Origin of the sequence: Paratractidigestivibacter sp., assembly GCF_052362415.1 — a bacterium.
In the GTDB taxonomy this organism is placed as follows: Bacteria; Actinomycetota; Coriobacteriia; order Coriobacteriales; family Atopobiaceae; genus Paratractidigestivibacter.
The window spans coordinates 609-3741 of record NZ_DAWEMK010000137.1 but is presented as its reverse complement, the minus strand read 5'-3'; the positions used below and the strand labels follow the sequence as shown (position 1 = coordinate 3741).

3 protein-coding genes are annotated in these 3133 nt (G+C 65.2%); all 3 read left to right on the top strand.

The genetic code is table 11. The annotated features are described in order from the left end of the window. Positions 1-155: 155 nt before the first annotated feature. A complete protein-coding gene (gene istA / locus ACT84W_RS09855) occupies positions 156-1700 on the top strand; it encodes an IS21 family transposase (RefSeq protein ID WP_444329084.1) in 1545 nt (514 codons plus the stop codon). Positions 1701-1702: 2 nt separating this feature from the next. After that, entirely contained in the window at positions 1703-2437 is a 735-nt protein-coding gene (locus ACT84W_RS09850; RefSeq protein ID WP_444329083.1) for an ATP-binding protein, read from the top strand. A 494-nt stretch (positions 2438-2931) separates the two neighbouring features. Continuing rightward, a partial coding sequence (locus ACT84W_RS09845) for a hypothetical protein (RefSeq protein ID WP_444329082.1) occupies positions 2932-3133 on the top strand: 202 nt, incomplete at its 3' end.

Genomic DNA, 3133 nt, shown 5'->3' with positions numbered 1-3133 from the left:
TGAGTCCTAGGCCCTTTCGACACCACCTATATTGCGAATCAGCACCGCCGCCCACCCGACCGAATATTGCCGTTCGGCACCGCCGTTAAATGCCTTCCCGCGCATCCCCGTTACGCTCGGGCTGCCATGCAGTCCAGAGAACGAGGAGGTTCCACATGGCGAGAAGGATCAGGGCCAGGGAGGTCCTGAGGCTGAGGTCGGTGAACGGGCTTTCGCAGAACGCGATCGCCCGCACCGCCCACGTCTCGAAGCACAGCGTCCAGGACGTGCTGGAAGCCGCGAGGGGGCGGGGCGTCTCCTGGGAGGACGTCGAGGGGATGTCCGAGGAGGCCGCCTACGCGCTGCTGTTCCCCGGCAGGGGCGACGCCGGGCCGGTGCACGCCGACCCCGACTGGGCACGCGTCCACCGCGAGCTCGCGAGGACCGGCGTCACGCTCAAGCTCCTGCACGCGGAGTATGCCGACGGGTGCGCGGAGGCCGGCGCGCCGTCGATGTCCTACGACAGGTTCTGCAAGCGCTACCGCCAGTACACGGTGTCGCGCAACGTGGTGAGCCGCGTCGGGCACAAGGCGGGCAGGAACATGGAGGTCGACTGGTCGGGGCCCACGATGCGGCTCGTGGACCCCGCGACCGGCGAGGTCAGGAAGGTGTACCTGTTCGTGGCCTGCCTCCCGTTCAGCCGGTACAGCTACGTCGAGCCGACGCTCGACATGAAGCAGGATACATGGCTGCTGTGCCACGTGCACGCCTTCTCCTTCCTGGGAGGCGCGACGCCCTGCATCGTCCCCGACAACCTGAGGACCGGCGTCACCGCCCACCCCAGGGCCGGGGAGCCGGTACTGAACGCGGCCTACGAGGAGCTCGCCGCGCACTACGGCTCCGCCGTGATCCCGGCGAGGGTCAGGAGGCCCCGCGACAAGCCGAGCGCCGAGAACGAGGTCTGGGCCGCCGCGACCTACGTGATAGCGGCGCTTCGCGACGAGGTGTTCACCGACATGGCGGCCCTCCGCGCCGCCGTCGCCCGGAGGGTCGCGGAGCACAACGACGCGCCGTTCGCCAAGCGCGAGGGCTCGAGGCGCGAGGTGTTCGAGGAGGTCGAGCGCCCGCTGCTGAGGCCCCTACCGGCCGAGCCCTTCGAGGTGTGCGAGTGGGTCTACGGCCGCAAGGTCCAGGCCAACTGCCACGTCGCGTACGCCCGCAACTACTACTCGGTGAGCCACCTGCTCGTCGGCTCGACGGTCGACCTGCGCGTCACCGAGGGCAAGGTGGAGGTCTTCTCCGGCGGCGAGCGCGTGGCCACGCACCCCAGGTTCCCGTCCTACGCGAGGAACCGCTACTCCACGCGCGGCTCGGACATGCCCGAGGGCAGGGCGTGGTCGGACTGGGACGCGCCGCGCATCCGCGCCTGGGCCTCGAGGGTCGGGCCCTCCTGCTCCGAGCTGGTGGACAGGGTGTTCGCCTGCTACGAGTTCGACGAGCAGGGCTTCAACGCCGCGCTCGCCGTGCTCAGGCTGTCCAGGCGCTACACCCCGGCGAGGCTCGAGCGGGCGTGCGGGATGGCGCTCGCGACCGGGAAGAGGTCGCCGCGCTACCGCGACGTCGAGCCCGTGCTGAGGTCGGGGCAGGACAGGGCGCCAGCCGGCGAGGCGTCCGGGGACTGCGGCTACGTGCGCGGCGCCGGCTTCTACGGGGAGGGGTGAGCATGGACGTCAACGCGGAGACCGCCCGCAAGCTCAGGGAGATGGGGGCGGCCGAGCTGCTCGCCGCCCTCTCCGCCCAGGACGAGGCCGTGTGCGCCGGGATGGCGTTCGCCGAGCGCGTCCAGATGGCGGTGGACGAGGCGCACTCCGACTTCATCACGCAGAAGGTCCGCAACCTGACGAGCAGGGCCGGCCTCAGGTACCCCGAGGCCGACGTCCGCTCGGTCGACTTCTTCGAGGGCCGCGGCCTCGACAGGGTGGCGGTGGCCGAGCTCGCGACCTGCGGGTTCGTCGGGCGCGGCGAGAACGTGGTTCTCCAGGGCCTCACCGGCACGGGCAAGACCTACCTGGCCTGCGCGCTCGCGAAGGCCGCCTGCGCCAGGAGGGTGAGGTCGTGCTACGTCCGCCAGCCCGACCTCGAGGACCTCTGGCGCGAGAGCCGTGACCGGCCCGGCGGCGAGCGCAAGCTCGTCCGCAAGTACGGGGCGTTCGGCCTGCTCGTGATAGACGAGTGGCTGCTCGACAGGCCGGACACCGAGTTCAGGTCGATGCTGCTGGAGCTGATGGAGCTGAGGTACGGCACGGCCTCGACCGTATTCTGCACCCAGTTCAAGAAGAAGGACTGGCACCCGAGGCTCGGCGGCGGGGTGCATGCCGACGCCATCATGGACAGGATCGTGCACAACGCGGTCTGGGTCGACATGGGCGAGGCCAACATGCGGCAGCGCCGCGGATAGACCGGTAGCAATAAAAAAGCACCGGGGCCAGTGTCGGCCCCGGTGCCCAAGCGCGATATCGGCGGTGCTGTTTCGCGATATTCAACAGTGCTCAAGCGAGCAAATACTCAAACGGGCTGATCAGGAAGACAAAGACCGGAAAGCTTTATAACATTTCGTTCAAGTTCGACTCTGAGACCTATGCAGGAAAGTACAAGGGCAGCGGCTTCTGCGGAAAGATAAAGCTCGCGGACTTCGTTGACCTGGAGACGGGAGAATTTATCTAGGACAGCGAACGAAGTGATGAACTCTGCTTATGCTAGGCTTTTATTGCTAACCCCATGATCAACGCACCGCGACGGTTATCATGTCAAAAAGACACTGAAGTGTGAAATAGCTTAAATCTCAGTAATACAAATAATCAGCAGTTCAGGTCTTATGGGAATAATTCAATTCGCATCACGTTGCATCTAAGCGGCTGTTTATACTTGGATATAAACACTAAGGAGGCAGCAATGCTTTGGAGCTATGTTCAGCTAGATGACGGCACTCAGTTTGCCTACTCAGAAACACGAGACGACGGGACCGTTCGCGTAGCCGTCGAGCGCCCGGTTGATTTTGGTTTTGACCATGCAGAATGCTTTCTACCTGCGGTCAAATGGTTTAACGTCGAAGGATTTTCTACTGACGAACTGGATTTTTTGACCGAGTTCGTTA